This window comes from Bacillus sp. BB51/4, assembly GCF_008368845.1.
GTDB classification, from domain to species: domain Bacteria; phylum Bacillota; class Bacilli; order Bacillales; family Bacillaceae_G; genus Bacillus_A; species Bacillus_A wiedmannii.
Window position 1 is genome coordinate 107,176 of the sequence record NZ_QOSC01000014.1, and the last position, 19,327, is coordinate 126,502.

At 36.2% G+C, this 19,327-nt stretch carries 21 protein-coding genes; all 21 read left to right on the top strand.

What is annotated here, in order from left to right; translation table 11 throughout:
- Positions 1-66: 66 nt before the first annotated feature.
- The 21 genes from DN392_RS20340 (at position 67) to lhaT (ending at position 19,313) form a co-directional block, all read left to right on the top strand.
- Positions 67-318: a stage VI sporulation protein F gene (locus DN392_RS20340; RefSeq protein WP_000369753.1), complete on the top strand. Its 252-nt coding sequence runs from the start codon at positions 67-69 to the stop codon at positions 316-318.
- A 265-nt stretch (positions 319-583) separates the two neighbouring features.
- Complete coding sequence (locus tag DN392_RS20345) at positions 584-787, top strand: DUF2768 domain-containing protein (protein WP_001288995.1); 204 nt, start codon at positions 584-586, stop codon at positions 785-787.
- 64 nt (positions 788-851) lie between these two features.
- On the top strand, positions 852-1,565 hold the full coding sequence (locus DN392_RS20350; RefSeq protein ID WP_000755477.1) for a hypothetical protein: 714 nt from the start codon (positions 852-854) through the stop codon (positions 1,563-1,565).
- 242 nt (positions 1,566-1,807) lie between these two features.
- Positions 1,808-3,286 (top strand): stage IV sporulation protein A, encoded by a 1,479-nt coding sequence (gene spoIVA / locus DN392_RS20355; protein WP_000416519.1) that lies wholly within the window; start codon positions 1,808-1,810, stop codon positions 3,284-3,286.
- Between the two features lie 300 nt (positions 3,287-3,586).
- On the top strand, positions 3,587-3,859 hold the full coding sequence (locus tag DN392_RS20360) for an HU family DNA-binding protein (protein WP_001043860.1): 273 nt from the start codon (positions 3,587-3,589) through the stop codon (positions 3,857-3,859).
- Between the two features lie 120 nt (positions 3,860-3,979).
- The gene (folE, locus tag DN392_RS20365) at positions 3,980-4,549 is read left to right on the top strand and encodes a GTP cyclohydrolase I FolE (RefSeq protein WP_001151478.1); all 570 of its coding nucleotides are present in this window, start codon (positions 3,980-3,982) and stop codon (positions 4,547-4,549) included.
- Between the two features lie 212 nt (positions 4,550-4,761).
- Positions 4,762-5,511 (top strand): heptaprenyl diphosphate synthase component 1, encoded by a 750-nt coding sequence (locus DN392_RS20370; protein WP_002108646.1) that lies wholly within the window; start codon positions 4,762-4,764, stop codon positions 5,509-5,511.
- A 29-nt stretch (positions 5,512-5,540) separates the two neighbouring features.
- Positions 5,541-6,254 carry a 2-heptaprenyl-1,4-naphthoquinone methyltransferase gene (gene menG, locus DN392_RS20375; protein ID WP_001187665.1) on the top strand — a complete coding sequence of 238 codons (714 nt, stop codon included), beginning with the start codon at positions 5,541-5,543 and terminating at the stop codon, positions 6,252-6,254.
- Positions 6,255-6,376: 122 nt separating this feature from the next.
- Entirely contained in the window at positions 6,377-7,339 is a 963-nt protein-coding gene (gene hepT, locus DN392_RS20380; RefSeq protein WP_000776074.1) for a heptaprenyl diphosphate synthase component II, read from the top strand.
- Between the two features lie 124 nt (positions 7,340-7,463).
- Entirely contained in the window at positions 7,464-7,910 is a 447-nt protein-coding gene (gene ndk / locus DN392_RS20385; protein ID WP_000415885.1) for a nucleoside-diphosphate kinase, read from the top strand.
- A gap of 273 nt (positions 7,911-8,183) precedes the next feature.
- Positions 8,184-9,356: a chorismate synthase gene (gene aroC, locus DN392_RS20390; RefSeq protein WP_001269357.1), complete on the top strand. Its 1,173-nt coding sequence runs from the start codon at positions 8,184-8,186 to the stop codon at positions 9,354-9,356.
- Entirely contained in the window at positions 9,356-10,441 is a 1,086-nt protein-coding gene (gene aroB / locus DN392_RS20395; protein ID WP_000526814.1) for a 3-dehydroquinate synthase, read from the top strand. The genes aroC and aroB overlap by 1 nt, the downstream gene beginning before the upstream one ends.
- Before the next feature lie 120 nt (positions 10,442-10,561).
- The gene (gene hisC / locus DN392_RS20400) at positions 10,562-11,674 is read left to right on the top strand and encodes a histidinol-phosphate transaminase (protein WP_088321473.1); all 1,113 of its coding nucleotides are present in this window, start codon (positions 10,562-10,564) and stop codon (positions 11,672-11,674) included.
- A 747-nt stretch (positions 11,675-12,421) separates the two neighbouring features.
- On the top strand, positions 12,422-13,552 hold the full coding sequence (locus DN392_RS20405; protein ID WP_064056770.1) for an RNA-guided endonuclease InsQ/TnpB family protein: 1,131 nt from the start codon (positions 12,422-12,424) through the stop codon (positions 13,550-13,552).
- 425 nt (positions 13,553-13,977) lie between these two features.
- Positions 13,978-15,240, top strand: a complete 1,263-nt coding sequence (locus DN392_RS20410) for a tetratricopeptide repeat protein (protein WP_061672425.1) — start codon at positions 13,978-13,980, stop codon at positions 15,238-15,240.
- A 73-nt stretch (positions 15,241-15,313) separates the two neighbouring features.
- Positions 15,314-15,850 carry a ReoY family proteolytic degradation factor gene (locus tag DN392_RS20415; RefSeq protein ID WP_001095922.1) on the top strand — a complete coding sequence of 179 codons (537 nt, stop codon included), beginning with the start codon at positions 15,314-15,316 and terminating at the stop codon, positions 15,848-15,850.
- A 154-nt stretch (positions 15,851-16,004) separates the two neighbouring features.
- Positions 16,005-16,460, top strand: coding sequence for a YpiF family protein (locus DN392_RS20420; RefSeq protein ID WP_000872168.1), 456 nt, complete (start codon positions 16,005-16,007; stop codon positions 16,458-16,460).
- Positions 16,461-16,603: 143 nt separating this feature from the next.
- Complete coding sequence (gene qcrA / locus DN392_RS20425; RefSeq protein WP_001290419.1) at positions 16,604-17,116, top strand: menaquinol-cytochrome c reductase iron-sulfur subunit; 513 nt, start codon at positions 16,604-16,606, stop codon at positions 17,114-17,116.
- Entirely contained in the window at positions 17,117-17,791 is a 675-nt protein-coding gene (gene qcrB, locus DN392_RS20430; RefSeq protein WP_000932700.1) for a menaquinol-cytochrome c reductase cytochrome b subunit, read from the top strand.
- Positions 17,792-17,834: 43 nt separating this feature from the next.
- A complete protein-coding gene (qcrC, locus tag DN392_RS20435) occupies positions 17,835-18,602 on the top strand; it encodes a menaquinol-cytochrome c reductase cytochrome b/c subunit (RefSeq protein WP_000554600.1) in 768 nt (255 codons plus the stop codon).
- 120 nt (positions 18,603-18,722) lie between these two features.
- Positions 18,723-19,313, top strand: a complete 591-nt coding sequence (lhaT, locus tag DN392_RS20440; protein ID WP_097857386.1) for a lipoprotein heptaprenylglyceryl N-acetyltransferase LhaT — start codon at positions 18,723-18,725, stop codon at positions 19,311-19,313.
- Positions 19,314-19,327 lie beyond the last annotated feature (14 nt).

Here is a 19,327-nt window from a genome sequence, read left to right on the forward strand (position 1 = left end):
GGGTCTTTTCACCATTTTTTTAATTTTGCATAGGATGAAGAGTAACTTGAGGAGAGGGTGAAAAGAATGGATAATAACATTTTTAATAACATTGAAAAAGAAGCGAAAGTGAATAAAGAAGATATTTTTAAATTAGCATCATCTGTACAGAATGCGAATTTACGTGATGAGACTGTGCTTCGTCAATTGATTCATCAAGTGGCTCTTATGGCAGGACGTGAAGTGCCGAAAGAACAAGAGGATCAAATTGTAAAAGCGATCATTAACAATAATATGCCCGCAGATTTTGGCTCGTTAAGCAAAATGTTTAAAAAATAAATATAAGAAACAAAGAGTTTGTAGATTGCATATGATAGCCATGAAAGTATGGGAATAGAGCTGTTTTGGGCATATTTGGTCAACCGAAGCGAGAGATACACTCGCTTCGGTTTTATTTTTATTTAGATTAGTGGAAGATGCGAAAAAACCTGTTGATTAAAATTATATATTCGTAATTTGTAGTAAAATGTTCTTTTTGTATTTGTTTAAAGATTTTAATTTGTTAAAATAGTATAAAAATAGATTAATAAAAAGGGGTGTGTATATGTCAGAAGGGCTCATAAAAATGTGGTTTGCTTTAGGAGCAATTGGATTTATGTTTTTTGCAGTAAGTTTTATTTTACTAAGTAGATACAAAATAAAGAATAAATTTTTGAAAGGGATTACAGCGTTAGTAGCGTACACCCTTATGATTGTGTCAGGAATTGTTATTTTTCTTGTTGTATTTAGTGGACCTGTACAGCAGTAAAGGGAATGGTCTCGAAAATGCTACATACGGAGCAAGTTATATTAGTATGAAAAGGTGATTGCTAGTGAAAAAAGTCCATATTATTTTAATATTTTGTTGTATGAGCCTTTTAACAGGATGTCTGTATCCGAAAGAAAATATGAAACAAAATGCCGTTCCTTATGAAGATCAGATACAGGTTGTTCAAAAAGCTGTAGTGACATTTAAGGAGCAAAATGAGGGGATATTGCCAATTAAGACGCGGGATATGAGTACGCCTATTTATCAAAAGTATCCAATCGATTTTCAAAAGATTGCTCCGCGTTACATACAAGAAGCGCCAGGAAATGCGTATGAAAGCGGAGGAGTATACCAATACGTATTAATAGACGTTGAAACAAACCCAACAGTAAAGTTAATTGATGTTAGGATGGCTGAACAAATCCAGGAATTATCATTAAAGCTTAGGATGTATCGGGATGAACATCAATATCCGCCTTTTAAAAAGGTAATTTCAGATGGTGTGTATGAATTAGATTTCAAAAAACTAGGATATAAAGATGTGCCGCAAGTGACAAGTCCGTATTCTGGTAAAGGGCTTCCTTTTGTAATCAATGAAAAGGGAGAAATTTATGTTGATTATCGAATCGACTTATATGAAGCGTTGAAAAAAAATGAAGGGCAATTTAAGGAGGGGGAAGATATTCGGAATATACTTTCGAAAGATTCTCCATTTGTACCTGCGTATTCTTTACCGTATACGGTAAAGAATGGAGAACCAATTTTTTTAAAATCATAAGTCATGAACCTTTCTTTTAGTGAATAAGTTCTAGAAGAAAGGTTTTTTATGTTACACAACTTGCGATGCAAACAAAAGGTATTTTTTAATAGTCATATGAAATTGGACAAAATTATATGATATATTGTCCGAACTTCTAGAATACCATTATATTATATCAGATATTATAGGCAACGTTAGAGAAGGTATTAGTTGACTATAAATGTGGAATTATTCCCAAAAATATTGAGGGAGGGAATCACTTGGAAAAGGTAGATATTTTTAAAGATATTGCGGAACGCACAGGCGGTGATATTTATTTTGGAGTTGTAGGAGCTGTTCGAACAGGGAAATCAACATTCATTAAAAAATTTATGGAACTTGTAGTTATTCCTAATATTGAGAATGAGTCTGACCGTCAAAGGGCGCAGGATGAACTGCCTCAAAGTGCTGCTGGTCGTACAATCATGACGACGGAACCGAAGTTTGTTCCAAACCAAGCGGTTTCTATCGAAGTAGATGAAGGTCTTGAAGTGAATATTCGATTGGTAGATTGCGTTGGATATACGGTTCCAGGAGCAAAAGGCTATGAAGATGAGAATGGCCCGCGCATGATTAATACTCCTTGGTATGAAGAACCTATTCCATTCCATGAAGCTGCAGAAATCGGAACACGTAAAGTAATTCAAGAACATTCCACAATTGGTGTTGTAATTACAACAGATGGAACGATTGGTGAAATTCCAAGAAGAGATTATATAGAAGCAGAAGAACGCGTAGTAAATGAGTTAAAAGAAGTCGGAAAACCTTTCATTATGATCATCAACACTGTACAGCCGTATCATCCAGATACAGAGCAATTGCGCCAAAGTTTATCTGAAGAATATGATATCCCAGTCATTGCGATGAGTGTAGAAAGTTTAAGGGAAACAGATGTGTACAATGTGCTTCGAGAGGCTTTATTTGAGTTCCCGGTTTTAGAAGTGAATGTTAACCTTCCGAGCTGGGTGATGGTGTTAAATGAAGGGCATTGGTTACGCCAAAGTTATCAAGAAGCTGTTCAAGAGACTGTGAAGGATATAAAACGTCTTCGTGATGTGGACCGTGTCGTTTGGCAGTTTAGTCAGTATGAATTTATTGATCGAGCGAGCTTAGCTGGCATTGATATGGGGCAAGGTGTAGCAGAGATTGATTTATATGCACCAGATGAATTATATGATCAAATTTTAAAAGAAGTAGTAGGAGTAGAAATTCGAGGGAAAGATCATTTATTAAAGCTTATGCTCGATTTATCTCATGCGAAAATAGAATACGATCAAGTGGCGGATGCCCTGCGTATGGTAAAGCAAACAGGATATGGTGTAGCAGCGCCTGCGTTAGCTGACATGAGCTTAGATGAGCCAGAAATTATTCGTCACGGTTCAAGGTTTGGTGTGAAATTAAAAGCTGTAGCTCCGTCTATTCATATGATTAAAGTAGATGTGGAGTCAACGTTTGAGCCAATCATTGGTACTGAAAAGCAAAGTGAAGAATTAGTTCGTTATTTAATGCAGGATTTTGAAGATGACCCATTATCAATTTGGAATTCTGATATATTCGGACGTTCACTTAGCTCTATTGTTCGAGAAGGCATTCAAGCGAAACTATCTTTAATGCCAGAAAATGCGAGATATAAATTAAAAGAAACGCTAGAAAGAATTATTAATGAAGGATCTGGCGGATTAATTGCGATTATATTATAAGAAAAAAATCCCTCTCATCGTAGAGGGATTTTTTTTGATTTTCGCGTATAGAATAGCAAAATAAACAGTCATTATCTAATATATTGTTGTAAATTGTCAAGTTTCATCAGATTTTCACATTTTAAGAGTAACAATTTCCTTAAAAATATTGAATTATAAAGGAGAATCGTATAATATAGGCGTTGATAATGATTTATCTACATCTTTGTAGTATAGAATTTGTAAAAATTGCCTACAAATGAAAGTAAGACTCATTTTATGATCATTATACAGTCTTATCTTTGGGAGGAGGTGAATGGCATGAACAAGACAGATTTAATCAATGCTGTTGCAGAAGCAAGTTCCCTTTCTAAAAAGGACGCAACAAAAGCAGTAGACGCTGTTTTTGATTCTATCTTAGAAGCTTTAAAACAAGGTGATAAAGTACAACTGATCGGATTCGGTAACTTCGAAGTTCGTGAGCGTGCGGCTCGTAAAGGTCGTAACCCACAAACAGGTGAGGAGATTGAAATCGCTGCAAGTAAAGTACCTGCATTCAAACCTGGTAAAGCGTTAAAAGATGCGGTTAAATAATCCTTACATATTAACAGGGAAGAAGAGTTTCCTTTTTGGGAACTCTTCTTTTTGCTTTTAAAAACATAAATATGCTAGAATGTGTTCGTATCACTTTTAGGTTTTCGGGAGGGCTAGCGGATGGCAAAAGTTAATTTAGAACAAATTGAACATGCAGTACGCCTTATTTTAGAGGCAATCGGAGATGACCCAAATCGTGAGGGAGTACTTGATACACCAAAGCGTGTGGCAAAAATGTACGCAGAAGTGTTCGCGGGTATGCATGAAGATCCGAAAGAACATTTGCATAAAGTGTTCGGAGAAGATCACGAGGAGCTTGTACTAGTAAAAGATATACCGTTTTATTCGATGTGTGAGCATCATTTAGTTCCATTCTATGGAGTTGCTCACGTTGCATATATTCCACAAGGCGGAAAAGTGACAGGGTTAAGTAAATTAGCTCGAACTGTAGATACAATTGCACGTCGTCCACAACTGCAAGAACGTATTACATCAACAGTAGCGAACTCTATTATGGAAGTACTAGAGCCGCATGGTGTAATGGTAGTAGTAGAAGCGGAACATATGTGCATGACGATGCGTGGTGTGAAAAAGCCGGGCGCGAAAACTGTAACAACAGCAGTACGTGGTGTGTTAGAAAATGATGCAGCGGCACGTAGTGAAATTTTATCTTTTATTAAAACAAAGTAAAGAAAAGTAGGAAACTGCTTTTCTTTTTTTTTTATGTAAATAAATGATATAGTTTTAGCAAGGCAGAGTGAGAATAGAAAGACTACTAAAAAGAATGGAAGATGTTATTTAGTTCGGTGGAAGTTTGGAAAGAGTAGCCAAGTTTTGGTTATAGAAAATAGAATGTATGTGTTATAATAAGTTTTATGAATTAGAAAACAAGGGTGATTTTTGTGTGTGACATCTACGGAGGGTATGCGGGTATAAGAGAGAAATTGATGGAGAAATTACGCCATCCTTATTTTATAAACTATATTGAAGAACCATTTATTGATGAAGAAAAAATAGCATTGTTATATGGTGCTTTAAAAAGTGAAAATTTACATATAGAACAAATTGAGCATTATGTAGTAACGATTATGCTTGTGCAAATTGCGCTTGATACACATGAAAGAGTATCAAATAAAGCAGGGGAAGAAGCGGTTGAATCGCATAAACGTCGCCAGTTAACAGTACTTGCTGGTGATTACTATAGTGGGTTATATTATTACTTATTGTCTATGAATCGTGATATTGTTTTAATTCGCGCGCTTGCTGAAGGAATTAAAGAAATTAATGAACACAAAATAATGTTATATCAAAAAGCGCATGAAACGATGGATGACATAATGGAAAGTGTAGTAACGATTGAGTCTGCACTCTTGCAAAAAACATGTGATCATTTTCATGTATCGCATTGGAAGCCATTTATAACGTATGTACTAGGAAAAAACCGTCTTCAAAAAGAATGTGAACTGCACGCTGATAAACAACATTCACCTGTTTTTCAAGCAGTTCAAGGGATTATGAAGGATAAAGCGGAGGTAGAAACAGTTATTCATGGATGGATGATGGCACTCAGAAAGAAAGAAAATCAATATTTGGAAAACCACACAGATATAAGCGAAATAAACTCTGTGTTAAGAGATAAATCGAAGACATAAGCAATTTTACATTGGAAGAAGGTACGAGCATGCAACAATCAAAAGAAGAAAGAGTACATGATGTATTTGAGAAAATCTCTGATAAATACGATGTGATGAATTCTGTCATTAGTTTTCAAAGACATAAAGCGTGGCGTAAAGAGACGATGCGCATTATGGATGTAAAACCAGGTAGCAAAGCTCTTGATGTATGCTGCGGGACAGCGGACTGGACAATCGCGCTAGCTGGAGCGGTAGGTGAACAGGGCAAGGTTGTTGGTTTAGACTTCAGTGAAAATATGTTATCTGTCGGTAAGCAAAAGGTAGAGGCGTTACAATTAAAACAAGTAGAACTTTTACACGGGAATGCAATGGAACTTCCATTTGAAGATAACACATTTGATTATGTAACGATTGGATTTGGTTTACGTAACGTACCGGATTATATGCACGTATTAAAAGAAATGACGCGTGTAGTAAAACCAGGTGGAAAAGTAATTTGTTTAGAAACATCTCAACCAACAATGATTGGTTTTCGACAAGGATATATTTTATACTTTAAATATATCATGCCGTTATTTGGAAAGTTATTTGCGAAAAGTTTTAAAGAATATTCATGGCTGCAAGAATCTGCTAGTACATTCCCGGGTATGAAAGAATTGGCTCATATGTTTGAAGAAGCTGGACTTGAACGTGTACAAGTGAAGCCGTTTACTTTTGGGGTAGCAGCGATGCATTTGGGTATGAAACCAGAATCAAAATAGAAAAAAGAAAAAAGAAAAAAGAAAAAAGAAAAAAGAAAAAAGAAAAAAGAAAAAAGAAAAAAGAAAAAAGAAAAAAGAAAAAAGAAAAAAGAAAAAAGAAGTTTTAGGTTAAGGTGAACAATATGAAGTTACAACTTATGTACTCTTTTTTACGATCGGATATTAATGTGATAGAAAAAGAATTAAAAAAGACAGTTGCTTCTGAACAGCCATTGGTAGAAGAGGCGGCATTACAACTTATTGAAGCTGGTGGGAAGCGAATTCGTCCTGTATTTGTGTTGCTTGCGGGAAAATTTGGAGATTATAAGTTAGATGCAATTAAGCATGTAGCTGTTGCGTTAGAACTTATTCATATGGCTTCTCTTGTTCACGATGATGTTATTGATGCTGCATTTTTACGACGTGGTAGTGCAACTGTGAATGCGAAATGGGGAGATCGTATTGCAATGTATACAGGGGACTATTTGTTCGCTAAGTCTCTTGAATGTATAACAAATATCGAAATTCCAGAGGCGCATCAGGCGCTATCGCATACCATTCTAGAAGTGTGTAAAGGTGAAATTGAACAAATTAAAGATAAGTACAATTATGACCAAAATTTACGAACGTATTTAAGAAGAATAAAGCGAAAAACAGCATTATTAATTGCTGCGAGTTGTCAACTAGGAGCAATTGCTGCTGGCGCTAATCGTGATACGGTAAATCGACTATTTTGGTATGGGTATTTTGTAGGAATGTCGTATCAAATTATTGATGATATTTTAGACTTCGTTTCCACAGAAGAGAAGCTTGGAAAACCTGCTGGTGGTGATTTGTTACAAGGGAATATTACGCTTCCTGCCCTATACGCTATGGAAGATCCCGTGCTTCGTAAGAAAATCACATCTGTACATGAAAATACAACAGCGGACGAAATGAAAGAAATTATTGAGGCTGTAAAAAATAGTGACGCTATTGATCAAGCATTTGCGTTTAGTGAACGTTATTTACATAAAGCATTAGAAATCATAAAACCACTTCCGCGTGGACAAGCGAAGTATGCATTACAAAATGTAGCAAAGTATATTGGGAAACGAAAATTTTAGTGTTTTTTCTAAAAAATAAAATAATCTCTCTATTTCAAAACTATTGCGCAATTGTGATAAGGGTGTTAATATGTGTGTGGGGATATACAATTACATACATAATTCAGAAGTGGAGAGATTTTTTATGGAAAAAACATTTCTAATGGTAAAACCAGACGGTGTACAACGTGCCTTCATTGGGGAAATCGTAGCTCGTTTTGAGAAAAAAGGCTTTCAATTAGTTGGTGCAAAATTAATGCAAGTCACTCCGGAAATTGCTGGACAACACTATGCTGAGCACACAGAGAAACCTTTCTTTGGTGAATTAGTAGACTTTATTACATCTGGACCTGTATTCGCAATGGTATGGCAAGGTGAAGGTGTAGTAGATACAGCTCGTAACATGATGGGTAAAACAAGACCACATGAAGCAGCTCCTGGAACAATTCGTGGAGATTTCGGTGTAACTGTTGCGAAAAACATTATCCATGGTTCTGATTCGTTAGAAAGTGCAGAGCGCGAGATTGCTATTTTCTTTAAGGAAGAAGAATTAGTTGACTACTCAAAATTAATGAATGAATGGATTTACTAATTATTTTGAAATAATTTGTAAACGCTTTAATCACTGTGATAATAGTAGAAAGTGCAAGGAGAATAGGGGTATTCTTCTTGCACTTTTTTTGTTGCAATTAGTTACGAAGTTAGAGCTGTTATGATATATTGATATGTAAAGTAAAAGGCCTATTGGAGAATAAGCGAATGGCTGATCAAATATATAAATTCTTTCATATTTTTAGAGTAAGGAAAGATAATATCATTGCTTAATATAGCGAGATAAATACATATACGAAAAGAGGAATAACGTATGCGATATATTACAGCTGGTGAATCTCATGGTCCACAACTTACAACGATTATAGAAGGTGTTCCGGCAGGACTGCCTTTAGTAGCGGATGATATAAATGAAGAGTTAGCTAGAAGGCAAAAGGGGCATGGGCGTGGTAGACGCATGCAAATTGAAACAGATCAAGTGCAAATTGTAAGTGGTGTTAGACATGGAGAGACATTAGGTTCTCCAATTGCACTTGTTGTTGAAAATCGTGATTTTGCACATTGGACAAAAATTATGGGCGCAGAGCCTTTAACGGAACAAGAAGAAAAAGAAATGAAAAGGAAAGTAACAAAACCAAGACCTGGGCATGCTGATTTAAATGGTGCGATTAAATATGGTCATAGAGATATGAGAAATGTATTGGAGCGTTCTTCAGCACGCGAAACGACAGTGCGTGTTGCTGCTGGTGCGGTTGCTAAAAAAGTGTTAGCAGAACTTGGTATTACAGTGGCGGGCCATGTAATTGAAATTGGTGGTGTTGAGGCTCAGGAAATTACGTATAGTTCAATTGAAGAATTAAAAAGTATTACAGAAGCATCACCTGTACGTTGCTTAGATGAAGAAGCAGGTAACCAAATGATGAAAGCAATTGATGATGCGAAAGCAAATGGTGATTCAATAGGTGGAATCGTTGAAGTGATTGTGGAAGGAATGCCAATTGGGGTCGGTAGCTATGTACATTATGATCGAAAACTGGATGCAAAATTAGCAGCTGCAATTATGAGCATTAATGCTTTTAAAGGCGTCGAGATTGGAATTGGTTTTGAAGCAGCGCATAGACCGGGAAGTGAAGTTCATGATGAAATTCTGTGGAATGAGGAACATGGATATACACGAAGAACAAATAATGCAGGTGGATTAGAAGGCGGTATGACGACTGGAATGCCAATTGTTGTGCGCGGTGTGATGAAACCGATCCCTACACTATATAAACCTCTTCAAAGTGTAGATATTGAAACGAAAGAGCCTTTTACAGCGAGCATTGAACGTTCAGATAGTTGTGCTGTGCCAGCAGCTAGTGTCGTTGCAGAAGCGGTTGTGGCTTGGGAATTAGCGACAGCTTTAATAGAACAATTCGGATTAGATCGTATGGACCTTATTCGTGAAAATATTGAGAAACATAATGAATATGCGAGGGGATTTTAATGGGAAACATACATATTCAAACGAAATCAAAAGAATATGATGTACATGTAGGAAAAGAATTGTTGTCACATTTGACAACAATCATTCAAAACATGCAGCCATCTGTATCAAACATCATGATCATTTCAGATGAAGTTGTTGCAACTTTACATTTACAGACAGTTGTAGATGCATTGCAAATAAAGCAAAAAGTATTTTCATTTGTCGTACCGAGTGGCGAAAAAGAGAAGTCTTTTGAAAATTTCTATGCGGCTCATACGTCAGCTCTTGAAAATAAATTAGATAGAAATTCTTTAATTATTGCACTTGGAGGCGGGATGATTGGAGATTTAGCTGGTTTTGTTGCTGCGTCGTTTATGCGTGGAATTCGCTTCGTTCAAGTTCCAACGACTTTATTAGCTCACGATAGCGCAGTAGGTGGGAAAGTAGCAATTAATCACCCGTTAGGTAAAAATATGATAGGGGCATTCCATCAACCAGAAGCAGTTGTATATCATACGCCTTTTTTACAGTCTCTTCCTGAAAAAGAGTGGCGTTCAGGTTATGCAGAAGTGATAAAACATGCTCTTATTGGTGATGTAAAGCTGTATCATTGGTTAAAAGAAGAAGTGCAAACATTAGCGGATCTTCGTGATGAGAAGTTAATCCATATATTAACGAAGGCAATTCCTGTAAAGGCAAACATTGTATCGCAAGATGAAACAGAAAAAGGTGTACGTGCTCATTTGAACTTTGGACATACGTTAGGCCATGCTCTTGAAAAAGAACTAGGATATGGAAATATTACTCACGGTGACGGAGTAGCGGTTGGAATGTTATTTGCCTTATTTTTAAGTGAGCAAGTGTACAAGGTTAATCTTTCTTATGAAGAGATGAAGCAGTGGTTCTTAAAGTACGGATATCCAAAAATGCCAAGTGATTTGAATGTAGAGCGTCTCGTTCAATTAATGAAACAAGATAAGAAAGCGAACGCTGGAGCAATTCATATGGTGTTAATGCAGGAATATGGGGTAGTGAATGTCGTATCTATTCCAGATGAGACTGTTCATATTGCGTTAGAGGCATTTCAAAAGGATATGGTTTAAGAGCTAAGAAGTGCTTGTTTAAAGGTATCCTCGTAATAGTGACGGTTAAGATAAACGATTGCAGTGAGAGATTACAACCTTATTGTAATTGAATTGAATAAAACGACTGGGGGAAGAAAAATGAGAGTGAAAGAGCAATTGTTAACTTTGAGAGCATATGTACCTGGGAAAAATATTGAAGAAGTAAAAAGGGAATATGGATTATCAAAAATTGTGAAATTAGCATCGAACGAAAATCCATTCGGTTGCTCAGCACGCGTAACAGAAGCATTAACTTCTTTAGCGAGTCAATATGCTCTTTATCCAGATGGATATGCATTTGAACTTCGGACAAAAGTAGCAGAGCAGTTAGGTGTCAAAGCAGAACAACTGTTATTTGGTAGTGGATTAGATGAAGTCATTCAAATGATTAGCCGTGCATTACTACATGAAGGAACAAATGTTGTAATGGCGAATCCAACATTCTCGCAATACCATCACCATGCTGTAATTGAAGGAGCAGAAGTTCGTGAAGTACCACTTACAGATGGTATTCACGATTTAGATGCGATGTTGCAGCAAGTAGATGATAAAACGAAGATTGTATGGATTTGTAACCCGAATAATCCGACAGGTACATATGTAGAGAAACAAAACTTACTTTCATTTTTAGAATCAGTTCCTAAGTCAGCGCTCGTTATTATGGACGAAGCATATTATGAATATGTGGGGACAGAAGACTATCCGCAAACATTACCACTTCTTGAAAAATATGAAAATCTTATGGTTTTACGCACGTTTTCAAAAGCGTATGGCTTAGCTGCTTTCCGTATCGGATATGCGGTTGGTAACGCGAATTTAATCGGACAGCTAGAAGTAGCAAGGTTACCATTTAATACATCGACTGTAGCGCAGGCTGTAGCACTCGCTGCAATAGAAGATCAAGCATTTTTACAAGAATGTGTGAAAAAGAATGAAGAAGGATTAAATCAATATTACGCATTTTGTAAGGAATATAACGTATTCTATTATCCATCTCAAACAAATTTCATTTTCTTAAAACTCGGTATTCCTGGTAATGAGGCTTTCGAACGATTAATGAAGAAAGGCTACATTGTTCGTTCTGGTGCTGCATTTGGTATACATGATGGTATTCGTATTACTGTCGGTTTGAAAGAAGAAAATGATGAAATTATAGAATTATTGACAGAGCTTGTAAAAGAGCAAGTAAAGAAAGAAGAAACATATTCTTAAGAAATTGTGAAGGCTCCTATCATAGGGGCCTTTTTATCTAAATGGTTCCGTGCCAGGCAATAATGAATAAGGGTAACTAACTGTTACGATTTATTTAACCAATTATAACGAAAGTTAATTAAATATATCAGTAAGCCCTGCTAGTCAAGTGATTGGCTAGTAGTGAGGGGTAACTGCGGGCAATCCCTAAAGCTGATTGAGCTACAACGTGGCTAGAAATAGCGAGCGTGAATGTCGCGAAAGCAGAAAAAATCAATCAGATGGTGCAAGGTTAAATCCTAAACATTAGAACAATGGGTCTTCCGCCTCGAATCATCTAAGTCAAAATGGATAAGATGGTTCGAGGCGACTATCTCGTATAACTGACGAGAGTACACCACAAGCCTATGGTGGTGGAAAAATCCTCTATCTCTAAGTAGATAAACATATAGTCTGCGCTCATGTGAAAATATGAGAAATTTATAAGAGAACTGGCTAAGGAATTGAGCCCTTAGTTGAACAAGATAAATTTTATTGAATTTATCGAACTTTATTGAAATTATCGAACGTATGTGCTATGTTAGGCTCGATGAGGTGAGAATAATAATGAAATTTTCACGAGTTAGTCAAGTATCGAAATTAACAGGCTTGTATCCTAGTAGTCTGAGGAGAATGCTGGTGGAACACGCTACGATTCAGAAGAACCAATCTTTCATTATCTGAAAGGTGAGTGCCCGAATAATTGCACAGTAAAGGAGTTACATTCTGATGATATTGGCGAAGAAAGTCAGACTGATTCCAACGCCTGAACAAGAAAAAGTGCTTAGAAACCATGCTGGTGCTGCAAGATTTGCTTATAACTATTGTAAAAGAATGAGTGATAGATACTATAAGCTATTTGGAAAATCTGTTTCACAGTTAGCTTTACAGAAACGATTTACAAAGATCAAGAAGCGAAAGAGATATGAGTGGTTAAAAGACATCAACGCACAAGTTCCCAAACAGGCTTCAAAAGATTTTGATACGGCGAGGAGACATTCGTTCAAAAAGTACAAAAATGGTTATCACACTTCTTATAAATCCAAAAAAGATTTAATTCAAAGTTTTTATGCCAATTATGAAAGACTGATTATAGGAAAGAAAGTAGTTGATATTCAGTCTATTGGAGAAGTGAAAACAAGCCAACAACTACCAAGAAACAAGAAGCCATCAAATCCAAGAGTTACCTTTGATGGGCGTCACTGGTGGATTAGTGTAGGGTTCCAAGAAGACTTTGAATTACAAGAATTAACCGCTGAGTCGATTGGTGTGGATGTTGGTTTAAAAGAGCTGTTTGTGGCTTCTAATGGTATGAAGGAACGAAATATAAACAAAGATGCCAAGGTTAAAAAACTTTTGAAAAGGAAAAAGTCAGCGCAAAGAGATATGGCTAGGAGATTTAAAAAAGGTGTGAAAATTCAATCTGCCGGATATGAAAAAGCTAAAACTGAGCACCTGCGGTTATCTAGGAAAATTATGAATATCCGAAATAACCATATCCATCAAGCAACAGCTAAATTGGTGAAAACCAAACCAATGAGGATTGTTGTGGAAGAATTACCTGTCTCAAACCTGTTAAAAAACAAAAAACTATCGAAAGCATTTTCATTTCAAAAATTAAACTTCTTCTTCCAATGTTTGTCATACAAGTGCGAGAAGTATGGAATTGAGTATGTAAAAGCTGATAAATGGTTCGCCTCAAGCCAGATTTGCTCATGTTGCGGAGTGAAATACGACCATTCAGTTCAACTAGAAGGACAGTGGAGTTTAAAAATACGTGAGTGGCGTTGTGTTCCATGCAATAGCCATCATGATAGAGATTTAAATGCTGCGATAAATTTATCAAGATGGGTAAAATAAATGCTTGATAATAGGAGGTAACGATACTGCCTCGTGTGGAGTGTTATACCCCTCGTCCCTTTGGGGTTGCGAGAACACGATGAAGCACTAACTTGTGTGAATTTGATTGAATTGTATAGATTTAGTTAAGTTTATCGTATCGGAAGTTATTTGCACGGTAATGAAAGAAAACGGTACAATAGAAAGTAGTAATGCGGTATCGGTGTCATATTCGAATCGTTATCAGTGAAAGTACAAGAAGAAGTATGCTTATTCTAGAGGTTGCGTTCTTACACTTAGTTGCTTATGATAAAGTGAAACTTTAATCAGTGGGGGATGGTTCATCCCCACTGATTATCAGCCCTCACTAATCAGGGTCTTACTGCCCGCAAATAGCGAGATAAATGAACAGAAAATAATATTTTTTAGAATTAAAGGAGACGTTTATGCAAAAGTTTGAACAAGCTGTTTCATATATTGAAAATGGTGAAGCGGAAAAAGGATTACAATTATTAAAAGAACAATTAAAAATTGCGAATGATGAAGAGAAGTATGATATTGCTCGTTACTATCATACACTTGGATTTACGGATGAAGCGTTAGCTATTACAGAAGACTTGCGTTTATTGTACCCGGAAGAAAGTGAATTCACTGTATTTTTAGCAGAATTATATATTGATCTAGACAAAGAAGATGAAGCAATTGAAGTGCTTCATGATATTCCAGAAAATGATGATTTATATGTTCAATCGTTATTACTTGTTGCAGATTTATTCCAAATGCAAGGTTTCGATGATGTAGCAGAACAAAAACTATTAAAGGCGAAAGAAATGATGCCTGACGAACCTGTTATTACGTTTGGATTAGCAGAGTTATATAGTAGTAAAGGTGAAGAACAAAAGGCAATCACTCATTATGAGTCGCTATTAGCGGAACATAAAGTAATGGGTGGAGTTGTCATTGCACTTCGCCTCGCAGAAACGTTAAGTGCGATTGGAAATTGGGAAGAAGCGATCGCTTACTACGAAGCCGGTTTAGAGGAACAAAAAGATATCCACTCATTATTTGGATATGCCTTCACATTATACCAAGGTGAAGAATACCAAAGAGCAATTGGTGCTTGGCAAGAACTAAAAGAATTAGATCCGGAGTATGCATCGCTTTACATGTATTTAGCGAAAAGCTATGAAAAAGAAGGAATGCTTCAAGAAAGCTATGAAACACTTCAAGAAGGAATTAAAGTAGATGAGCTTTCTGTACCATTTTACGTAGAATTAGCGAACATTGCGGCGAAATTAGGGAAAATAGTGGAAGCAGAGGAAGTGCTTCAAAAAGCGCTTGAGTTAGATCCAGGACATTTAGGTGCGATATTAAAATATGCGTATATCTTAAAAGAACAAGAAAAGTATGAAGAGCTAATTGCAGTTGTAGAGCGTGCGATTGATAGCGGAGAACCAGATACACAACTACTTTGGGATCTTGCATTTGCAAAAAAACAATTAGAAATGTATTCGGATGCATTAAAACACTATGAAAGTGCATATACTTCTTTTAAGAATCATCCAGACTTCTTGGAAGAGTACGGTTATTTCTTATTGGAAGAAGGTATGCGAAAAGAGGCGAAAGAAGTATTTACTCAGTTAATACAACTAGACCCGACACAAATTCATATTGAAGAATTGTTATATAATTTAGAGGATTTTTCATAAGTTGGAAGGAAACTGAATACCGCTTCTTGAATCTAAAAAGAAAAGAGAAAGACAGAGGAGGGACTTAATTGCTATGAATACCCCTGTTTCTGTAAACGAGAAGAAGGATTTTGTAAAATGGTTTTTGAATAATTACCAACTGAAACAGCGTGAATGCGTATGGATTTTGAATTATTTAATGAGTCATGACCAATTGATGCATAAAGTCCACTTCGTAGAGCATGCAAAATATTGTCCGCGTGGTTTAGTGATGTCCGCGAATTGTGTGAAAGACACACCGTTTCACTTTTTTAAACAAAATGTTATGACAACAGATGCTGAAAAATCGTTTCATGATATTCGTTTAAATCGAGATGAAGATATTTATATTCAACTCAATTTTAAATCATCGTTTCAAAATGCCAATTATGTAGCTGTATTAGAAGAAAACCCGTATTTACCAAAGCATATTGAAGTAAATGAAAAAGATCGTTTACTTGCAGAAAGATTTTTAGAAGAAAGTGTATTTTCTTTTAGAAGAGAACGTCTTTTGAAACAAATTGATGAAGCGCTGGATAAGCAAGATAAGGAAGCGTTTCATAAGTTAACAGCTGAGTTAAAGATGTTATAGAATTCATTTGGATTCATAAAATTTTACAAATTTCAGACTTTTTGAGAAAAACTACCTTAATATAGGTAGTTTTTCTTTTTTTACCTCTTTTAGTATGGTTTAATATATATAAAGTGAAAGTTCTGTCATTTACAAATGAAGGGAGGGAAGACATTTGAAATGGAGTGTAAAAGATGTGGAGCAGTTTGAGCAAGCAAGAGAGTATGTAGATACTGGTGTTATACCACTTTTATCAATTTCGGCAGCAAAAGAAATGAAAATGGTAGTAGAACAAGGTGAATTTATCGAATTGTTGAGTATGGAGTTGGAAAGAGAATATAAAGGAAGAGTACTTTTACTACCTGCATTTACGTATTTAGTAGAAAGTCAAAAAAATGAAAAAGGTCGTTTGCAAGAATGGACAAATCATTTGCAAAAGCAAGGTTTTAAGCATATTGCTTATGTTACAAGTGATTTTTCATGGAAAGAAGATATGCAAGAGTTACAAGGAGATTTATTTTGGTTTCCTTCATTAGCGTTAGAACAATTTAGTGATCAAGCGAAAAGAGAAGTTATTCATGCACATATAAAAAATATAATGGTGATGCTAGAAGAAAAGTGGGGAAAGTAATAATAAACAGAAAGTTCTTATTATTATGAGTAGTATGATATTGACCTGTACCTAAGCGTATTATATCATGATAGTGTCCTAGTTTTTATTTTTTATATAATTTATCACGAGGGGACAATTTCTGATAGAGGGGGGAAATTTTCGTGAGCGAGAAAGAACATCGTGTATCAAGAAGACAGTTTTTAAATTACACCCTTACAGGGGTAGGAGGCTTTATGGCAGCGGGTATTTTAATGCCGATGACGCGATTTGCGCTTGATCCGGTGTTAAGAAAAGAAGCGGGAACGGATATGGTTGCTGTTGCACAAGTAAAGGATATTACAACAGAGCCGAAACGTTTCGATTTTAAGGTGAAGCAGGTTGATGGTTGGTACAAGTCCGAAGAGCCAAAATCAGCTTGGGTTCATAAAGATGAAAGCGGAGACATTGTTGCGTTCTCTCCAGTATGTAAACATTTGGGATGTACAGTTAACTGGAATTCGGACAAAGCACATCCGAATCAATTCTTTTGTCCATGTCACGGGGGCCGTTACACAAAAGACGGGATGAACATCAAAGGTACGCCGCCCCTTGCTCCGCTTGATGTATACGAGTCCAAAGTAAAAGATGGAACGCTGTATTTAGGCAAAGCGAAGCCAAAAGGGGGTGCAAAGTAGATGCTAAATAAAATTTATGATTGGGTAGATGAAAGGTTAGATATTACACCAATATGGCGTGATATCGCTGATCATGAAGTACCTGAACATGTAAACCCGGCACATCACTTTTCTGCATTCGTTTATTGCTTTGGAGGACTTACCTTTTTCGTTACTGTAATTCAAATTTTATCAGGAATGTTTTTGACGATGTATTATGTGCCTGATATTAAAAATGCTTGGGAATCGGTTTATTATTTACAAAATGAAGTTGCATATGGGCAAATTGTTCGTGGTATGCACCACTGGGGCGCTAGTCTCGTCATTGTAATGATGTTTTTACATACACTTAGAGTTTTCTTCCAGGGTGCGTATAAAAAGCCTCGTGAGTTAAACTGGATTGTTGGTGTTCTTATTTTCTTTGTTATGTTAGGTCTTGGTTTTACCGGATATTTATTACCGTGGGATATGAAAGCATTATTTGCTACGAAAGTAGGGATTCAAATTGCAGAGCAAACGCCGCTCATTGGTCCTTATATTAAAACATTACTCGCTGGTCATTCCGAAATTGTTGGCGCTCAAACATTAACTCGCTTCTTTGCTATTCACGTCTTCTTCTTACCAGCAGCACTTCTAGGTTTAATGGCCTTCCACTTCATCATGATTCGCAAACAAGGTATTTCCGGTCCGCTATAAGAGATTGCTAAATTAAAGGGGAAAGAACTAAAGGAGGGAGATTATGCATCGAGGCAAAGGGATGAAGTTTGTAGGAGATTCTCGGGTACCAGTAGCTCGGAAACCAAATATTCCAAAAGACTATTCTGAATACCCAGGAAAAACAGAAGCGTTTTGGCCGAACTTCTTGTTAAAAGAATGGATGGTTGGTGCAGTTTTTTTAATCGGTTATTTATGTTTAACAGTGGCGCATCCGTCACCACTTGAGAGAATGGCGGATCCAACTGATGCCGGATATATACCACTTCCAGATTGGTATTTCTTATTCTTGTATCAGTTATTAAAGTATTCTTATGCTTCTGGTTCATTTACTGTAATTGGAGCGTTTATTATGCCAGGGATTGCGTTTGGCGCATTACTGTTAGCTCCATTTCTTGATCGAGGCCCAGAAAGACGCCCATTGAAGCGTCCTGTAGCAACTGGATTTATGCTTTTAGCAATTGCATCGATTATCTTTTTAACTTGGGAATCTGTAGCACACCACGACTGGGAAGCTGCAAAAAAACAAGGAGCAATTGTAAAAACAGCACCAGTTGATAAAAATGATGACGGCTATAAATTAATGCAAAAAAATACTTGCTTAACATGTCACGGTGACAATTTACAAGGCGGGGCAGCAGCACCGGCACTGCAAAATTTAACTTTAAAGCCAGAAGAAATTGCTAAAATTGCGAAAGATGGAAAAGGTTCAATGCCTAAAGGCGTATTTAAAGGTACGGATGAGGAATTGAAGAAGCTTTCGGAATTCATTGCTAAGTATAATAAAAAATAATAAAAAGCTGACTACAAAATTTGTAGTCAGCTTTTTATTTTGATGAAAGAAAGTTTACTATATAATAGAGTAGAGTTTGAGGAAAGAATGACTTTGTTTGAAAGGTGTTGGACATACAGCTTGGTTTATTTGTATGCAATGTTAAGACAACGCTCTATATTATTATTTTTATTAGTTGTTAACATATTAGGTACAATATACGGATTTATATGGTATGGAAATCAATTAAAAGAAACCGCACCTATATTTTGGCCGTTTGTACCCGATAGCCCGATGGCGAGTCTCTTTTTTGTCTTTGTTTTAATTGCTTTTTTAAGAAAGAGAAATTGGGGATTAATAGAGGCGCTAGCGATTGTTACTTTAATGAAATATGGTATATGGGCTGTTGTTGTAAATGCAATTATGATCTATGTAAAAGGTCCTATTGGTCTTATGGGGTATATGTTAATGCTTTCGCACTTTGCGATGGCAGTACAAGGATTGTTATATGCACCGTTTTACCGTATAAAAAAATGGCATTTTGCGGTAGCATCTATATGGACATTACATAATGATGCAATTGATTATTTATTTTGGCAAATGCCGAGATATGGAATTATGCATTTGTTTGTAGAAGAAATTGGTTACTTTACGTTTTGGCTAAGCATCGTCACACTATGTCTTACATATTATTATTGCTTGCGTGAGAACCGAAAACAGTTTTCTTTATGATAGTTAGAACATGT

What these genes read in the sequence shown, in the direction of transcription:
- qcrC (WP_000554600.1), top strand. Translation starts at nt 17,835, where the DNA reads ATGCATCGAGGCAAAGGGATGAAGTTTGTAGGAGATTCTCGGGTACCA.
- DN392_RS20410 (WP_061672425.1), top strand. Translation starts at nt 13,978, where the DNA reads ATGCAAAAGTTTGAACAAGCTGTTTCATATATTGAAAATGGTGAAGCG.
- ndk (WP_000415885.1), top strand. Translation starts at nt 7,464, where the DNA reads ATGGAAAAAACATTTCTAATGGTAAAACCAGACGGTGTACAACGTGCC.
- aroB (WP_000526814.1), top strand. Translation starts at nt 9,356, where the DNA reads ATGGGAAACATACATATTCAAACGAAATCAAAAGAATATGATGTACAT.
- DN392_RS20345 (WP_001288995.1), top strand. Translation starts at nt 584, where the DNA reads ATGTCAGAAGGGCTCATAAAAATGTGGTTTGCTTTAGGAGCAATTGGA.
- DN392_RS20415 (WP_001095922.1), top strand. Translation starts at nt 15,314, where the DNA reads ATGAATACCCCTGTTTCTGTAAACGAGAAGAAGGATTTTGTAAAATGG.
- folE (WP_001151478.1), top strand. Translation starts at nt 3,980, where the DNA reads ATGGCAAAAGTTAATTTAGAACAAATTGAACATGCAGTACGCCTTATT.
- aroC (WP_001269357.1), top strand. Translation starts at nt 8,184, where the DNA reads ATGCGATATATTACAGCTGGTGAATCTCATGGTCCACAACTTACAACG.
- menG (WP_001187665.1), top strand. Translation starts at nt 5,541, where the DNA reads ATGCAACAATCAAAAGAAGAAAGAGTACATGATGTATTTGAGAAAATC.
- qcrB (WP_000932700.1), top strand. Translation starts at nt 17,117, where the DNA reads ATGCTAAATAAAATTTATGATTGGGTAGATGAAAGGTTAGATATTACA.
- hepT (WP_000776074.1), top strand. Translation starts at nt 6,377, where the DNA reads ATGAAGTTACAACTTATGTACTCTTTTTTACGATCGGATATTAATGTG.
- hisC (WP_088321473.1), top strand. Translation starts at nt 10,562, where the DNA reads ATGAGAGTGAAAGAGCAATTGTTAACTTTGAGAGCATATGTACCTGGG.
- DN392_RS20405 (WP_064056770.1), top strand. Translation starts at nt 12,422, where the DNA reads ATGATATTGGCGAAGAAAGTCAGACTGATTCCAACGCCTGAACAAGAA.
- DN392_RS20340 (WP_000369753.1), top strand. Translation starts at nt 67, where the DNA reads ATGGATAATAACATTTTTAATAACATTGAAAAAGAAGCGAAAGTGAAT.
- DN392_RS20360 (WP_001043860.1), top strand. Translation starts at nt 3,587, where the DNA reads ATGAACAAGACAGATTTAATCAATGCTGTTGCAGAAGCAAGTTCCCTT.